General features: G+C 66.3%; 21 protein-coding genes and 2 tRNA genes. 5 read left to right on the top strand and 18 right to left on the bottom strand.

Translation table 11 applies throughout. The features are described from left to right. Genes IEV64_RS01765 through IEV64_RS01710 form a run of 12 tightly spaced genes read right to left on the bottom strand, consistent with a single transcriptional unit; the run spans nucleotide 1 to nucleotide 6765 of the window. Nucleotides 1-399, bottom strand: coding sequence for a 50S ribosomal protein L14 (locus IEV64_RS01765; protein ID WP_004042597.1), 399 nt, complete (start codon nucleotides 397-399; stop codon nucleotides 1-3). After that, on the bottom strand, nucleotides 399-743 hold the full coding sequence (locus IEV64_RS01760; RefSeq protein ID WP_042663561.1) for a 30S ribosomal protein S17: 345 nt from the start codon (nucleotides 741-743) through the stop codon (nucleotides 399-401). The genes IEV64_RS01765 and IEV64_RS01760 overlap by 1 nt, the downstream gene beginning before the upstream one ends. Next, a complete protein-coding gene (locus IEV64_RS01755; RefSeq protein WP_007275336.1) occupies nucleotides 734-1165 on the bottom strand; it encodes a ribonuclease P protein component 1 in 432 nt (143 codons plus the stop codon). The genes IEV64_RS01760 and IEV64_RS01755 overlap by 10 nt, the downstream gene beginning before the upstream one ends. Beyond that, on the bottom strand, nucleotides 1165-1377 hold the full coding sequence (rpmC, locus tag IEV64_RS01750) for a 50S ribosomal protein L29 (protein WP_004062417.1): 213 nt from the start codon (nucleotides 1375-1377) through the stop codon (nucleotides 1165-1167). The genes IEV64_RS01755 and rpmC overlap by 1 nt, the downstream gene beginning before the upstream one ends. After that, nucleotides 1378-2286, bottom strand: coding sequence for a 30S ribosomal protein S3 (locus IEV64_RS01745; RefSeq protein ID WP_007275335.1), 909 nt, complete (start codon nucleotides 2284-2286; stop codon nucleotides 1378-1380). Then, complete coding sequence (locus IEV64_RS01740; protein ID WP_004042608.1) at nucleotides 2286-2747, bottom strand: 50S ribosomal protein L22; 462 nt, start codon at nucleotides 2745-2747, stop codon at nucleotides 2286-2288. Before IEV64_RS01740 ends, IEV64_RS01745 begins: the two co-directional genes overlap by 1 nt. A gap of 3 nt (nucleotides 2748-2750) precedes the next feature. Continuing rightward, the gene (locus IEV64_RS01735) at nucleotides 2751-3173 is read right to left on the bottom strand and encodes a 30S ribosomal protein S19 (RefSeq protein ID WP_004974913.1); all 423 of its coding nucleotides are present in this window, start codon (nucleotides 3171-3173) and stop codon (nucleotides 2751-2753) included. Between the two features lie 2 nt (nucleotides 3174-3175). Continuing rightward, on the bottom strand, nucleotides 3176-3901 hold the full coding sequence (locus IEV64_RS01730; RefSeq protein WP_004042612.1) for a 50S ribosomal protein L2: 726 nt from the start codon (nucleotides 3899-3901) through the stop codon (nucleotides 3176-3178). A 2-nt stretch (nucleotides 3902-3903) separates the two neighbouring features. Next, nucleotides 3904-4155: a 50S ribosomal protein L23 gene (locus tag IEV64_RS01725; protein WP_004042614.1), complete on the bottom strand. Its 252-nt coding sequence runs from the start codon at nucleotides 4153-4155 to the stop codon at nucleotides 3904-3906. After that, nucleotides 4152-4898: a 50S ribosomal protein L4 gene (rpl4p, locus tag IEV64_RS01720; protein ID WP_188422982.1), complete on the bottom strand. Its 747-nt coding sequence runs from the start codon at nucleotides 4896-4898 to the stop codon at nucleotides 4152-4154. Before rpl4p ends, IEV64_RS01725 begins: the two co-directional genes overlap by 4 nt. Before the next feature lie 3 nt (nucleotides 4899-4901). Then, nucleotides 4902-5918 (bottom strand): 50S ribosomal protein L3, encoded by a 1017-nt coding sequence (locus IEV64_RS01715; RefSeq protein WP_004969581.1) that lies wholly within the window; start codon nucleotides 5916-5918, stop codon nucleotides 4902-4904. A 4-nt stretch (nucleotides 5919-5922) separates the two neighbouring features. Next, on the bottom strand, nucleotides 5923-6765 hold the full coding sequence (locus IEV64_RS01710; protein WP_007275334.1) for a putative RNA uridine N3 methyltransferase: 843 nt from the start codon (nucleotides 6763-6765) through the stop codon (nucleotides 5923-5925). 289 nt (nucleotides 6766-7054) lie between these two features. Between IEV64_RS01710 and IEV64_RS01705 the strand changes: the two genes are divergently transcribed. Beyond that, nucleotides 7055-7125, top strand: a tRNA-Gly gene (locus IEV64_RS01705). Nucleotides 7126-7137: 12 nt separating this feature from the next. Further along, nucleotides 7138-7208: transfer RNA gene (locus IEV64_RS01700), tRNA-Gly, on the top strand. Nucleotides 7209-7476: 268 nt separating this feature from the next. Here IEV64_RS01700 and IEV64_RS01695 read toward each other — a convergent pair. From IEV64_RS01695 to IEV64_RS01675, 5 genes are all read right to left on the bottom strand, one after another. Then, nucleotides 7477-7767, bottom strand: a complete 291-nt coding sequence (locus tag IEV64_RS01695) for a hypothetical protein (protein WP_007275333.1) — start codon at nucleotides 7765-7767, stop codon at nucleotides 7477-7479. Between the two features lie 170 nt (nucleotides 7768-7937). Then, the gene (locus tag IEV64_RS01690) at nucleotides 7938-8189 is read right to left on the bottom strand and encodes a hypothetical protein (RefSeq protein WP_007275332.1); all 252 of its coding nucleotides are present in this window, start codon (nucleotides 8187-8189) and stop codon (nucleotides 7938-7940) included. Nucleotides 8190-8260: 71 nt separating this feature from the next. Further along, on the bottom strand, nucleotides 8261-8545 hold the full coding sequence (locus IEV64_RS01685; RefSeq protein ID WP_007275331.1) for a DUF7130 family rubredoxin-like protein: 285 nt from the start codon (nucleotides 8543-8545) through the stop codon (nucleotides 8261-8263). A gap of 38 nt (nucleotides 8546-8583) precedes the next feature. After that, a complete protein-coding gene (locus tag IEV64_RS01680) occupies nucleotides 8584-9642 on the bottom strand; it encodes a YihY/virulence factor BrkB family protein (protein WP_007275330.1) in 1059 nt (352 codons plus the stop codon). Nucleotides 9643-9714: 72 nt separating this feature from the next. Then, a complete protein-coding gene (locus IEV64_RS01675; protein ID WP_167321012.1) occupies nucleotides 9715-9882 on the bottom strand; it encodes a hypothetical protein in 168 nt (55 codons plus the stop codon). A gap of 105 nt (nucleotides 9883-9987) precedes the next feature. Here IEV64_RS01675 and IEV64_RS01670 point away from each other — a divergent pair, with 105 nt between their 5' ends. From IEV64_RS01670 to IEV64_RS01660, 3 genes are all read left to right on the top strand, one after another. Further along, on the top strand, nucleotides 9988-10302 hold the full coding sequence (locus IEV64_RS01670) for an MTH1187 family thiamine-binding protein (protein ID WP_007275329.1): 315 nt from the start codon (nucleotides 9988-9990) through the stop codon (nucleotides 10300-10302). 128 nt (nucleotides 10303-10430) lie between these two features. Next, a complete protein-coding gene (mch, locus tag IEV64_RS01665) occupies nucleotides 10431-11363 on the top strand; it encodes a methenyltetrahydromethanopterin cyclohydrolase (protein ID WP_007275328.1) in 933 nt (310 codons plus the stop codon). Further along, the gene (locus tag IEV64_RS01660; protein WP_049920562.1) at nucleotides 11360-11851 is read left to right on the top strand and encodes a double winged helix-containing putative transcriptional regulator; all 492 of its coding nucleotides are present in this window, start codon (nucleotides 11360-11362) and stop codon (nucleotides 11849-11851) included. The genes mch and IEV64_RS01660 overlap by 4 nt, the downstream gene beginning before the upstream one ends. A gap of 39 nt (nucleotides 11852-11890) precedes the next feature. Here IEV64_RS01660 and IEV64_RS01655 read toward each other — a convergent pair whose 3' ends face one another. Beyond that, the gene (locus tag IEV64_RS01655) at nucleotides 11891-13495 is read right to left on the bottom strand and encodes a GTPBP1 family GTP-binding protein (RefSeq protein WP_188422981.1); all 1605 of its coding nucleotides are present in this window, start codon (nucleotides 13493-13495) and stop codon (nucleotides 11891-11893) included. Nucleotides 13496-13601 lie beyond the last annotated feature (106 nt).

Genomic DNA, 13601 nt, shown 5'->3' with positions numbered 1-13601 from the left:
CTATACGATCATCGTAGCCGTCGATGCGATACTCCCGAAGCGCTCGGCGACTTCGCGTGCGACGGGACCCTTGATTTCGGTCCCGCGAGGCTCTTCCATCTCGTCGATGATGACGGCGGCGTTGTCCTCGAACTTCACACGCGTGCCATCGGGCCGGCGGATGGATTTCCGCTGGCGGACGATGACAGCTTCGAGCACCTGGCGGCGCATCTCGGGGGTACCTTTGGTGACAGAAACGGTCACCTTGTCCCCGATGCCTGCCTTGGGGTGGCGGTTCTTCGTACCGGAGTAACCCGCGACGCTGATAATCTTCAGTTCACGAGCGCCGGTGTTGTCGGCGCACGTGACCAGCGAGCCACGGGCGACACCCTTGGTGATGTCCGCTTTGAGCGCTTCCATCACTCGTCACCTCCGATAATCTCGACGACGACGTGGGATTTCGTCTTCGAGAGAGGTCGGGTCTCCGCAATCGTTACTTCGTCACCGACAGCGACGTCGTCGAGCACGCCCGGCACGTGTGCCGGGATGCGGGAACGTCGCTTCATGTAGCGGTCGTACTTCGGAACGAATACGTCGTACTCCCGCTCGACGATGACGGTCTTTGCCATGTCCGTCGAGACGACCGTCCCCTCCAGGGTCTGACCCCGGACGGAGAGCGAGCCGTAGAACGGACATTTTTCGTAGTCGTAAGCCTCGGAATCGTCAGGTTCCGGAGGCATTGGAACGTCAAGTCCTATCGCCATTTCGAGTCACCTGTAGTTTCGGTGCGCAGGGCGGGTCGTGAGAGCAGTTGTGCGCCATCCACCGTAACGTAGGCCACACCCTCGCAATTCCCGGAACGGGAAGCCGCCGATGATGAGTCGGCGAGCCGGCCAGACTGACTGGCATCAAATCCGCCAGTAGTATCCGACCGAAGTTTGGACGCGGTCCCCGACGCCTTCGCGGCGCCGGCGGCTTCATCTGTACGCGGAATCTCAAATTCGAAGGTCGCCCCTCGTTTCGGCACCTGCCGCACCCGAGACCCGTCGTCGAGCATGAACGTGTGCATCGTCTCGACGACGATGCGACCGGCTATCCCGACGAGGTCGGGGTTCGCCGCGTCGACGACCTCCACGTGGAGGCCGTTGAGTTCGTGTCGCGTGAGAGTCTCGGGTGTGAGTGGCATTATTCTTCGTCGAGGTCGCCTTCTTCGCCCTGAATCGTCTTGATTCGGGCGATGGTCTTTTTCAGTTCAGAGACGCGGCCGGGGTTCTCCGGCGCGCCGCCCGCGGCCTGAACGGCCTTCGCGTTGAGCAGTTCCGTCTCGAGCTCTTCGAGCTCGGCGGTGCGCTCTGCGGGCGTCATGTCGCGAATCTCTTCGGTGTAGAGGATCGCCATTTATTCTTCCTCCGTTTCGTCGTCTTCGTCTTCCATCTCCGAGACGAGGTCGGCCGCCTCTTCGGCGACGTCTTCGTCGAGTTCCTCGTCGTCGTCGACGACTTCCTCGACCGCTTCGTCCTCGTCGTCGGCTTCGTCGTCGACGACTTCCTCTTCGACCGCTTCGACGGCCGCTTCCTCGACGACGTCTTCGTCGATGGCGTCCGTCTCGTCGTCGTCCTCCTCGGAGACGTCCGGAACTTCCTCCGGCTCCTCTTCGAGGAGGTCCTCGACGCTTTCGGTCTCTTCGATCTGTTCGACCGCCTCGGGGTTGGCGTCTTCCTCGACTTCGAAGTCGTCGGGGAGTCGCGCACCCGGCGGGATGATCTTGACCGTCACGCCGATGGTGCCGAGCTTCATGACTGCGACGCCCTGGCCCTCGTCGACGATCTCCTGTGCGGGCTCGCCGTTGTGCTTGATGTAGCCGCGGTTGAACTTCTCCACGCGGGAGCGAGCGCCCGTGACCTTTCCGGAGAGGACGATCTCGGCACCGAGGGCGCCGGCGTCCATGATGCGGTCGATGGTCGTGTGACCCGCCTTACGGAAGTACCAGCCGCGTTCGAGCGCGTTGGCGAGGCGGTCGGCGACGATCCGGGCGTTGAGGTCCGGCTCGTCGACTTCCTGCACGTCGATCTGGGGGTCGTCGAGGTTGAATCGCTCTTCGAGTTCGCGGGTGACCTTACGGATGTTCTTCCCGCCTTTCCCGATGACCATCCCGGGCTTTTCGGCCTTGAGCACGATCTGGGTGCCCATCGGCGTCTTGGCGACGTCCATGCCGCCGTAGCCCGCTCGACCGAGCTCTTCTGCGAAGAACTCGTCGATCTGGGACCGCTGCAGTCCGTTCTCGATGAATTGGTGTTCGTCAGCCATTATTCCTCGACCTCTTCGATGATGAGTTCGACGTCACAGATTGGGGTGTTCCACGGGTCCGCCCGACCGAAGGCGCGGGGCTTGCGACCCTGACGTTCGCCGACCTTGTGGGCGGCGACGTGCTTGATCTCCATGGCCGGTCCGTCGAAGCCCTGTTCGGTCGCGTTGTTGCGAACGTTTTCGAGGAGTTCGAGGAACGCCTTGGACGCCTTCTCGGGGTACCGTCCCGCGTCCCAGCCGTCGATGTCGCTTCGGTGACCGACGCCGGAGTTGTGCTGCTTGAACGGAACCGACCGCTCGCCGTCGATGACGGCTTCGAGGTACTCCTCTGCGTCGGCGACGGGCATCCCCTTGATGGCGCGGGAGATGGCCTTGCTGTGCTTGATGCTGATGGGCCGGTCCCGGAGCATACCCTTGGCCGTGGTGTCCGGGTCGGCCTCGACGCTGTAGTTGATTCCCATGGTTTACTTGAGGGGCACGAACTTCGAAGACCGGGTCGCGCCGATACCGGCCTGACCGTGCTCGACCGAGCTACGGGTCAGCTGGAACTCGCCCAGGTAGTGACCGATCATCTCGGGCTGAATCTGGGTGCGCTCGAACTCCTGACCGGTGTAGACGGCGAAGGTGAGACCGACGAATTCGGGGAGAATCGGCATGTCGCGCAGGTGCGTTCGAATGGGCGTGTTAGCCGTCTCCTCTTCCGTCTTGTCCTGAGCCTTCGCGAGCAGTTTCTCGTGCTCGGCCGACAGGCCTCGGGTGATGGTTCGCCGCTGACGAGCGGGGAGCAGTTCCGCGACCTCGTCGAGCTCCATATCCTGCAGCTCGTCGAGCGTGTAGCCGCGGTAGGTGAACTCACCTTCGCGGCCGGTGCGGTATTGCGTACTCATGGTTACTTACCTCCCTTGCCACCGCGACCGGTGCGTTTGGAGGCGATGTCACCGACCTTCCGGCCCGGCGGAGCGTTCCGCGAGACGGACTTCGGCTGACCGGGGTGCTGCCGGCCGCCGCCACCGAACGGGTGGTCGACGGCGTTCATAGCAACACCACGCACGCGCGGCCACTTGATACCGCGCGCTTTCATCTTGTGGTACTTCTTGCCTGCCTTGACGAACGGCTTCTCCGTGCGGCCGCCACCGGCGACGACGCCGATGGTGGCTCGGCAGTTGGGGTTGAGGCGCTTGACCTCGCCCGACGGGAGCTTCACGATAGCGACCTTGCGGTCGTGCGAGAGAAGCTGCGCGCTCACGCCGGAGGCGCGGGCGAACTTCCCGCCGTCGCCGGGCTGGTGCTCGACGTTACAGACGGGGACACCTTCGGGAATCTCGGCGAGCGGCAGGGTGTTGCCGGGCTTGATCTCGGCGGAGACGCCGATCTGAAGCTCTTCGCCGACGGAGATACCCTCGGGTGCGAGAATCATGCGCTGTTCGTCCTCGAACTCGACGAGGGCGATGGGCGCACTGCGTGCGGGGTCGTGCTCGATGCCGACGACCGTACCCGAGATGGTGTCTTTGTCTTCGGACTTCTTGTGCGACAGCTCGGCCTTGTAGCGGTGCGACGGCGCCCGGAACGTGGACGTACCGCGACCGCGACGCTGGCCCTGAATTCGGCGTCCCATGGTTAGAACACCCCGATACGCGACGCGACTTCCTGCGCGTCGTCGTCTTCAGAGAGACGAACTGTTGCTTTCTTTTTGCCTTTCATCGTGACCTGCGTGTTGACCTTCTCGACGGTCACGTCGTAGCGCGACTCGACTTCCGACTTGACGTCGGACTTCGTCGAGTCGATGTGGACGATGAACTGGAGCTTGTTGTCGAAGTCCATCTGGTTCATCGCCTTCTCCGTGACCAGCGGGTGTTCGATGATGCTCATCGTTCTGCGACCTCCTCGAGCGCGCTCTCGGTGAACAGCGTGAGGCGGCCGGCGTGGGTGCCGGGCGCGAGGTCCTCGGCGGAGACGTTCGCCGCGGTGGCGACGTCGACGCCCGCGAGGTTGCGAGCCGCCTTCGAGGGCTCGTCGGCCGTCACGAAGAGGACGGACTTCGGACGGGTGTACTTGCGACCGCGGAGCTTGCCCTGGCCGCCCTTGACCTTCTTGTTCTCCTCGGAGCGCTCGATGTCGTCGTAGACGCCGAGGGACTGCAGGAGGTCGACGACCTCCTTCGTCTTGACGAGGTCCTCGAAGTCGTCGGAGACGACGAGGGGGAGCTCGACGTCGTCGTCGAAGCGGTGACCGCGCTCGGCGACCAGCTCGGGGTCCGTCGTGGCGGCGAGCGCCGAGCGGACGGCGAGCTTACGCTCCTTCGTGTTGATCTCCTTCCCCTGGTCCTTTTCGGCCTTCGGCGGGTGAGCGCGGCGGCCGGAGACGGCGTGCGGGACGCGTCGGGCGACGCCGTTCTGGCGTGGGTCGTGGGACATCCCACGGCCACTGCCCATGGACTCTGCCGGGGTTCGAAGTCCGGCGTAGGGGTCGGCACCGTACGGCTGTTTTCGGTTTGCCTGCGCGGCGATGACGGCACGCTTGATGAGGTCCGGACGGTAAGCCGTCTCGAAGACCTCGGGCAGGTCGATACTGCCCGCGTCGTCGCCGTTCAGGTCTCGGATAGTTGCCTGCATGGTTTAACCCTGGTTCGATGCGGTAGAGACGTAGCGCACCTCGGGGTCGAGGCGCGGCTGGTCGTTCGGCCGGATGGCCGGGCGGAACCGCAGGAGGCGCTTGTTGGGGCCCGGGAGCGAGCCCTTGATGAGCGCGTAGGAGCCGTCGACCTCGCCGTAGTTGACGAAGCCACCGTCGACGGAGGCGTCGTCGCCCTCACCGAGGTCGATGAGGCGCTTGTTGAGCTCGGTGCGCTGGTGGTAGCCAGTCTGACCGAGTTGCGGAACCGTAGAGCGGACACGGGACGGGTTCCAGGGGCCGAGGTTGCCAATACGGCGTCTCCAGCCCTGGCGGGCGTGCTTGCCCTTACGCTTCTGGACGCCCCATCGCTTGACGGGACCCTGCGTACCCTTACCCTTCGTGACACCCGCGGCGTCGAGGTACTCGCCGGCGCGGAACACGTCGGACATCTCGTGTTCGCCGCCCTCGGCAACGAGGTCGAGGGCGAAGTCGGCGCGCTCCACCATGGAGCCGCCGCCGACGCGAGTCTCCATCACGTCGGGCTTCTTCTTGGGCACGTTCGCGAGCTCGGAGGGCACCGTGTGCGTGATGACGCGGAGGTCATCGACTTCGCCGGCCTCGACGGCCTCGCGAAGCGCGTCGGCGTCCGAGTCGAACGTGTCTTCTGCCGGCAGGTCGAGGACGCGGTCGAGTTCGTCGTGGAACTCGCCCGCCCAGACCTCGGTCTGCGGCTTCATACCGTACGGCGTCTGCTCGTAGGCGCGAAGGGCGACGGCGCGCATCGGCGGCGTCTCGACGACGGTCACCGGGACGGACTCCTCCATTCCTTCGCGGGGGGAGTCTGCCTCGTCGTTGACCATCATCACGTGGGTCATACCGGCCTTGTAACCGGCGAAGCCCTGCAGCGCGGGAGAGCCGTCGTCGGACGGCCACGACTTGATGCGTGGAACCTCCTTGACTGCTCGCTTGCGCGGGCTGAAGCCCATCGAGCCTTTTCGTGGTCTGCTTGGTTGTGGCATGGATTCACTCCGTGAGTGTCAGGGAGGCGAGGGAGGCGAACATCGCTTCTTCTGTTCGCACGACCTCACTGCCCTGTCGCGGAATCGTATTGAGCCAGAGGTCGAACCCCGGACCAACGGAAGGTTCGACGTCTGCAACATCCTCGGGAGGCATCCCGAGCATGTCCGGAAGCCCACGGCCCGGCGACCCGAAGACGACGGTCATGCCGCCGGCATCGGTGATGCGGGCCGTCAAGTCACCCAATGTGGGGACCGACAGCGGTTCGCCATAGCGAGACGTGGCGATTCGCACGCCCGCATCCGGCCTGCCGAGTGCTTCCGTGAGGTCCATGCGGGATACGTCGAAGCCCGGACGGGGCTCGTCGACGATCCGCGCACGGACCGGTTCTCGCGAAGAGATCCTGACAGCGACGCGCTCTCCCTCTGTGAGGTCCATCCCGGGAGGGACGAACAGGGAGATCGGGTGTTGCATTCCGCAATTGACCCGAACGCGGTCGTCAGGTCCGACCTCGGTCACGATTCCTTCTCGCAACGCGGGCGACTCGTCGGAGTCGTCCGCGGTCGTAGACGCGACGAGAACGGGCGGCAAGATTCCAGCGTAGCGGAGTTCGTCGCGCTTGCCCCAGACCTCCTTGCGGAGGTAGGGGGGCGTCGCGGCGTACCGAAGTACGGTTTCGACGAACTCGCCGCCCCACTTGTTCTCGCCGTCTTCGTCGGGGAAGACGACGAGTTCGTTCGCCCGGAAGACCGCCGCCGCGCGGGCGACGTAGCCGAGTTTGCGAGTTGCCTCGCGTTTGTCTTCGGCTTCCCGGACGAGTGAGGACGGCACGAGTACGCTGAGTTTCATGCCGGGTTCATCCTCGTCTCGTCTAGACTGTGGCGTTTGTACCGGGGGCCTACCTAAAAGAGTAGCGAATCCGTTCTGGGGTGATAGAGCGTCCCACGACCCAGTTTGCGGGAGATTGGCGAATGTCGCGTGGTACATAATTACACGGTCGGCGACAGGTCGCCGAGGGCGAATCTCACGTGGTAGCAGGTGGCGCGCCGTCGCCCGATTTCTCCCCCGTTTCGCAAGCCTTATTTATCAACCCGACACTATCGAGTAACGCAGTAGCACGCCACGATACACGCGGAATGCGCTGGTAGTGTAGTGGTATCACGTGACCTTGCCATGGTCACAACCTGGGTTCAAATCCCAGCCAGCGCACTTCCACCACATGCGTCGGTAGTGTAGTGGTATCACGTGACCTTGCCATGGTCACAACCTGGGTTCAAATCCCAGCCGACGCACTTCTACAACGAATCTACCTTCCGAGCGACCGCTGTGCGTGTCGCTCGGACTGTGAGTTGTGAATGCGGGACGCTGGGATTTCGAACCCGACGAGACGCAGTTCCGAGCATCGCGAGGAAATCGTCTCGGCTCGGCTCAAACCCCGTCTCACCGACTCGACCGCCGGTCTCGCCGGTGCGCCTGCGTTCATCTCACGGTGCTCGGTGAACACCCGGCCGACGCACGTCTCCGAACGCAACCCCGTCAGCGACGCGCCCCCGGAAACTCTCACGTTTCGTCCCGCGTCCGCCACCACCAGGCCATCGCGGCCACGCCGGCGACGAGGACGACGACGGCGAGCGCGTCGAGGGCGTAGTTGAGCGGCGTGCCCGTCGGCACGACCCCGCCTTGCGTCACCTGCAAGAGGGCGTACGAGAGCCACGTGAGACACATCCCGACGAGGAGAACCGCCCGCGTGCCGGAGAGCTTCTCGCGCCGATACTGCACGGCCGTGCCCGCGAGGAGCAACAGGTACGCGACGAGCAGGGGGAGCCCCCCGAGGTCGGTGAGGGGGCTCATGATACGGTCGGGAACGTCACGAGGGCGATGAGTGCGGCGGCGACGACACCGGTCACTCGCGCAATTCGGGAGGGCAGACGGACCATACGCCACGTCCGCAGGGAGTCTACTAAGTAGTTGACACTAATGCCCGAGCGGACCGTCCCGTTCTCGCACGCGCGGGCGAAGAATCAGTAGCCGAGCGTGTCGGCCGTCTCGATTCGCTCGATGCCGTCGAGTTCGCACAGGTCGGAGACGGCCGACTCCGCGAGCGAGACAACGACGCCGCCGAATCGGAGTTCACGTTCGAGGCTTCCGCCGAGCGACTCGACGCGGGTTTCGAGCGCCTCGCGGGCGTCGTCCGCTGGTTCGACGCGGAGCGCCACGACCTCGCCGTCCAGAGGGTCGTCGCGCATGCGACGGACGGGGTGAGAGAGGTACATATCCGTGGATCGTCGGCCGGCGGGAAAACGGTCGCGGTCGGCCGGTGGCGGACCGCGCTCGACCGAGGGGGTCAGTCCTCAGTGAAGTAGAACAGCGCCTCGCGGCCCGCGCCGCAGTCGGGACACGACGACGGGAACGCGGTCAGCGAGCCGAGTTCGCCGCAGTCGTCACACCGCCAGACGAGTTGCGCCTCGCCGAAGTTCTTCTCGGGCAGTCGCCGGTGTTCGACGACGGTCGGGGGTCGGACCGCTCGCGAGGCAGTTTCGGCGGTCGTCTCGGTGGCCTCCCACTTCGTTCGGTCCTCTTCGAGTGGTCGCGCCGGCTGGGTCGGGCGGGCTGGTGTCTTTATTGCCATAGTGTCGCATACGCACGCCAGTCCCATAACGCCCGTCGTCATTCCTCGTGACTGTCAGGCCACGAGGACCATCTGAGTTCCAGTCTGACGGGGCCCTCCGGCAGGAACCGACTGGTTTCGGTGTCCGTGACGACCCGCTCTGGCCGGGGAAGTGTGACCGACTCGTCGCCGACGCGAAGCGTCAGGTCCTCGTCGGGCGCGGCCGCAACGAGGCGGTCGAGTCGCTCGATGGCCGCGGTCACTTCCCCGCGAGTCACGGTGTCGACCTGCGAGTCGAGGGGGACGCCGCCGAACAGCGGGCGAACGTTCACGTCGCGCGAGCGGTTCGACAACACCGCGTTGACGGCCGCGCCGAGGAGGATGACGAGCCCGCTGAAGTAGAGCCACGTCAGGAGGACGAGGATGCCGGCGACGACGCTCGATTCGGGGGCGCGACTGCTGAACTCGACGTAGAGCCGGAACAGCGACTCGAAGGTCGTCAGGCCGACGGCGGCGACGAGCGTGCCGGGGACGACCTCCAGATAGGTCACGTCCTCGTCGGGGAAGATGTAGTACATCGGGTAGAACGTCACGAACAGGACGCCGACGAGGAGGCCGCGGTAGACGGCCCACCCGAGCGCCCCGTCGAGCGCCGGGAGCGCGGACTCGATGAGCGCGCCGGCGACGACGGCGACCGCGACGGTGACGAGCACGACGATGCCGTCGGAGAGTTGGTCGGCGAAGGTGTTGGCCGCTTCCGACTCGTAGATGTCTGAGAAGGCGGTGTCGAGGCCGCGAAAGATGCGGAGCGTCCCCCACACCAACACGAGCACCCCGACGACGGAGAGGCTCGCCAGTTGGGTCGACGACTCCAGTTCGGCGACGATGACGTCGCCCGCGCCGGGGGTCAAGACGGACTGGATGACGGCGATGACGCTCTCGCGGAGGCCGCTGTTACCGGTGGCGGAGACGGCCGCGAGGACGAGCAGGAACAGCGGTAACAGCGAGACGAACGCTCCGTAGGCGATACTGCCCGCCATGAAGGTGAGCCGCTCGGTCCGGACCTCGTAGGCGATGGCCCGGCCCAGCGTGAGCGCTCTCTCGACGCGCGGATTCATGGGCGCTGATACGTCGGCTGACGAGAAAAGCGCGATGCGCGCCCGGTCGGCGGCGGCTCTCGGTGAGAGCGACTACCGACGGACGGCGAAGACGGCGACTGCCAGTCCCAAGACGGCACCCGTCACGGTCCACTCCGCCGCGTAGCCGACGGCCCCGCCGATGGCCGAACCGAGGGTGACCCCGCCGACGACGTTCGCCCCCAACACGAGCGCCAGCCGAGTGAGTTGGCTCTGGAACATATCGGAATCTGTGGCTGTTCGAGGTCATAGCCTCGTCGGTTCGGTCGCCGGCCCGGCTGGCTCGGCCCACCCCGTTTTACTACCGCGTGCCGCGTTGGTACGGCCATGACAGTCATCGCCATGTTGAGCGTCGCACCGGTCGTCGAAGGGAGCATGTCGGGCGAGGTCGCAAAGGCCGTCGCGGCCCTCGACGACTTCGACGTGGCCTACGAGACGAACCCGATGGGAACGGTCATCGAGGCCGACGACATCGACGAACTGCTCGCGGCGGTCGGCGCGGCTCACAAGGCGGTCGACGGCGACCGCGTGAGCTCGTTCCTGAAGATAGACGACAAGCGCACGAAAGACCAGACGGCCGCCGACAAGGTCGACGCCGTCGAAGCCCACCTCGGGCGGGAAGCGAGACGCGACCGCGAGTAGCTTCGCGGGCCGCGGCGACCCGCCACGCGGGTCCGCCGTGCGAGACACGAGACACGAGACACGTCCACGCGACCCGGAGCGGTGGGTGACTGACAAACCCTTTAGCCGAAGGCGCGCAATCGCCTCGCATGGACAGCATCAATCGGATGGCCATCGAACTGGTCGACGAGGCGCTCGACTTCGCCGGAGAGCTCGGCATCGAGGGCTACGAACTCGACTCGGGCGCGACGGTCATCGACTTCGGCGTCGACGCCGACGGCGGTGTCGAAGCGGGGATGCTCCTCGCGGAGATTCAGACCGCGGGTCTCGCCACGGTACAGACGCGGATGGGCGAGGTCGCCGGCACGCCCCGTCCGCACGTCGAACTCTCCACCGACCGCCCGGCGCTCGCGCTCCTCTGCTCGCAGAAGGCCGGTTGGGAGCTCACCTTCGACGGCTTCGACGGTCTCGGCTCCGGCCCGGCCCGCGCGCTGGTCGGCGAGGAAGAGGAGTTCCACCACCTCGGCTACTACGACGAGTTCGACCTGACGGTCCTCGCCGTCGAGAGCATCGACCTTCCGACCGACGAGGTGGCCGAACACGTCGCGGAGACGACCGGCCTCGAACCGAGCGCCGTCTTCCTGCCGACCTACGCGACCGGCTCGCTCGTCGGGAGCGTCACGGGCGCGGCCCGCGCCGCCGAACTCGCCGTCTTCAACCTCTTCGAGGCGGGGTACGACCCGACGAACGTCCTCTCTATCAACGGCTCCGCCCCGCTCGCCCCCGTCAGCTACGACGAGAGCGTCGCCATGGGCCGGACGAACGACGCCGTCGCCTACGGCGGGCGCGTCCACGTCACCGTTAGCGAGGACTTCGACGACTTCGACCGCGCGATATCCACGGCCGGGGCTGACTACGGCGTTCCGTTCGAACAGCTGTTCGAGGACGCCGACTGGGACTTCGGCGAGGTCGACCCCGACGTGTTCGGCCCCGCGCAGGTCACGGTCGACGTGGTCGACGGGCCGACGTACACCCTCGGCGAGACCGACGAGGACGTGCTCGCCGAGTCGTTCGGACTGTGAGGCGCAAGCCGGTCCCGCCCGCGCCTGACTCCCTCGACCGACTGTGGGACGCCCACCGCGCCGTCCCCCTGATTCCGGGGTCCGAAGACGACTGCTGTGGCCGAGTGGCGACCCGACTCGACGTGACGCCCGACGAGGGCCGCGACTGGCTCGTGTTCTGCCAGTCGCTCGGCCTCGCCCGCGAGGTGAGCCGCGGCTTCGAGCGCGTCCGCGACGACCCCGACGCCGACGACCTGCGGAGCGCGTTCGAAGAGAACGTCTTCGGCGCGCGCGAGGCGCTCGACGCCCTCGGCGACGAGCCGACGTCCGCGGACGCGGTGTTCGAGGCGTTCGAGCCGACCGTGCCGAACTGGGAGCGCCACCGCGACCCCGAGGGGTGGGAGTCGCGCTGGCGCGACAGAGTCGCGCGGCTCCTCGACTGGGCGGTGCTGTTCGACGCGGCGGAAAACCGACCGGACGGCTACGTCGCGGTCGAAGACGCGGCCTGACCGTCGGCGAGGCGAATCTGCGTCGCCGTCCGTGCTATTCTAGTCGACCTTCGTCACGGTGCCGACGCCCTTGGACCGCCCCTCGCGGAAGACGAACCGCTGGCCCACCTCGACGAAGTACGAGCGGAACTTGAACTCCACGCGGGTCGTGCCGGTGTCGCCCGGCAGGAGCCGCCCGCCGTCGGGGTGGAAGATTGCCGCCTCGGAGATGGTTTCGAGGTGGACGACCGGCTCGTAGCCCTCCTGAATCCGCGTCGGGTGGTTGAGCACCATCACGTCGGCTTCGAACTCGCGGACGGCGGTTGGCTCCGAGTCGGCGGGGAGGAGCACCATACCGCGTTCGATTTCGGACTCGCGGACGCCCTTCAGGGCGATGCCGACGATGCGGCCGGCGTTGGCCCGGTCGACCCGGTGGTAGTGCATCTCGATGGAGCGGACCTCGACCTCGCGGAACTCGCCGTCGGACATCGGTCCCAAGAGCAGTGTGTCGCCGGCCTCGACCGCCCCGGAGTTGACCGTGCCCGAGGCGACCGCGCCGACGCCCGTGACCGAGTAGGTCCGGTCGATGTACATCTTGAACTCGCCCTCGGCGGCGCTCCGCTTCGGGAGCGCCTCGAACAGCCGGTCGAGGTCGTCGAGGCCGTCCATCGTGACCGCGCTCGTCAGGAACAGCGGGACGACCGACTCGCTTATCTCCTCGACGGCGGCGTCGACGCCGTGGCGTTCGACGCTCAGAGGCGTCCGGCCCACGTCGCGGAGGAGTCGCTCGACCTCGCGTTCGACCTCGGCGGCGCGCTCCTCGGAGACGGCGTCGACCTTCGTGATGGCGACGACCGTCGGAAGCTCCATGGCGAGCAGGATGCCGAGGTGTTCGCGGGTCGTCCGCGTCGGGCCGTCGTCGGCGGCGACGACGAGCAGGCCGTAGTCGAGGCGTTGGCCGACGAGGCCGCGAATCGTCGTTCGGAGCCACGGCTCGTGGCCGACGGTGTCGACGAACGAGACCAGTCGGTCGGCCTCCTGGACGACCTGCGCTCGGTCGGACTTCCGGTGGGGGTTGCGCATGTGGACCGGGCCGTCGTCGGCAAAACCGTAGACGGCGTACGAGAGGTCCGCGGACAGGCCGCGTTCGACCTCGTGGGGTTGCACGTCGAGGAACGACCGCGTGCCGCCGTTGCCGTTGTCGGCCTGTCCGGTCACGAGCGAGCCGACGAGCGTCGATTTGCCGTGGTCGACGTGGCCCGCGGTGCCGACGACGATGTGGTCGTCGTCCACGTCGAGCATCGCGCCCTCGCGGATGGTCGCGACGCCGACGAGGCCGCGCTCGGCCGAGTCGCCGACGCCCCACGTCTCCACGTCCTCGATGTGCGCCCCGGCCTCCTCGGCCAGAAGCGACAGCACGTCCATGGTCTCGGAGAAGTCGTCCGGCGGGATGCCGGCGATGCCGCCGTCGTCGGTGACGCCGACCACGTAGGTCGCCACGCCGTCGCCGGAGAGCACTCGGTGTCTGAGTTGCGCCGCGAGCGACTCCATCCGGCCGTCGGACAGGTGAACGGCGCGGGTGAGGCGTTCTTTGAACTCGACGTTCCCGCCTTCTTCCTCACCGCGCTCAAGGGCCTCGTCCAAGAGAGCCCGATCCGCGCTCATGGACTCGGGTAGGAAACCGACCGTGAAAACGCTTTCCGCGGTAGCGATTGCCATGAGACTGTAACACAATCGAGACGGAAGCGACGCGAACGCGCCCGACGAGACG

This window comes from Haloferax sulfurifontis (assembly GCF_014635105.1).
Lineage (GTDB): Archaea > Halobacteriota > Halobacteria > Halobacteriales > Haloferacaceae > Haloferax > Haloferax denitrificans.
This window is presented reverse-complemented; position numbering and strand designations above follow the sequence as displayed.